This is a genomic window from Frankia sp. AgKG'84/4 (assembly GCF_023242965.2).
Lineage (GTDB): Bacteria > Actinomycetota > Actinomycetes > Frankiales > Frankiaceae > Frankia.
This window is the reverse complement of the sequence record NZ_JALKFU020000830.1, coordinates 1-1,003: the sequence shown is the minus strand read 5'-3', so window position 1 is coordinate 1,003 and position 1,003 is coordinate 1. Positions and strand designations below refer to the sequence as shown.

At 74.3% G+C, this 1,003-nt stretch carries 1 protein-coding gene; it reads right to left on the bottom strand.

Annotated elements, in window-relative coordinates; genetic code table 11:
• Positions 1-949 (bottom strand): AMP-binding protein (locus MXD58_RS25510; protein WP_250610228.1); only part of this gene is annotated, 949 nt, incomplete at its 3' end.
• Between the last annotated feature and the right edge of the window lie 54 nt (positions 950-1,003).

Genomic DNA, 1,003 nt, shown 5'->3' with positions numbered 1-1,003 from the left:
GGGCAACGCCGTCGCGGGCGAGGCGGTCACGGTCGACCCAGGTCGTGCGCGGCGGGCGGCCCAGCGGCGGGAACGTCACCGCGAGCGTCGCTTCGGCCATGCCGTAGACGGGGAACATCGTCTCGGCGGCGAACCCGGCCGGGCCGAACCGCTCCTGGAACCGCTCGACGGTGCTCGGAATCACCGGCTCGGCACCGTTGAACGCGATCCGCCACCGACCGAGGTCCAGGCCGGCGACGTCGGCGGGGTCGACGGCGGTGAGCAGGGCGTCGTAGCCGAAGTTCGGTGACGGCGCGACCGTGGCGCCCACCGAGGCGAACGCGCGCAGCCAGGCCGCCGGGTCCTTGATGAACGTCGATGGCGCCCACACCGTCATCGGCGTCCCGATCAGCACCGCGGACAGCGTGCCGAACAGGCCCATGTCGTGGTAAAGCGGCAGCCAGGTCGCGCCGTGGTCGCCGGGGCGGCCGAGCTCGATGCCATCGACGATCGCGGCCGTGCCGTGCACGACGTTACGGTGGGTCAGCACGACGCCCTTCGGCAGCGCGGTGCTGCCGGAGGTGAACTGGACGATCGCCACATCGGCCTCGCCGACCTCGGGCAGCCCCTGGTGGCCACCAGCGCCGTGGCCACCAGCGCCGTGGCCACCAGCGCCGGCGCCGGAGAGCTCGCCGACGCCGAGGAACCGCAGCCCCGGCAGGACCGGGCCGAGCCGGCGGACGATGCCCTCCACCCCGGCGCCCACGACCACCCGTCGGATGCCCGCCGCGGCCGTGATCGCGGCGAGCCGGCTGGCGTAACCGGCGAGGTCAGCGGCCGAGGTGGGCAGCGGCAGCGGGCAGGCGGCGGCACCGGCCCGGGTCGCCCCGATCACGCCGGTGAGGAAGTCGGCGTTGTTGCGGCTGTAGACGCCGACCCGCTCGCCCGGCGCCGCGCCGCCCCCGACCAGGCCGCGGGCGTCGGGGGTGGTTGCCCTTTGTCATTTTCAAAAATTTACGTTCCG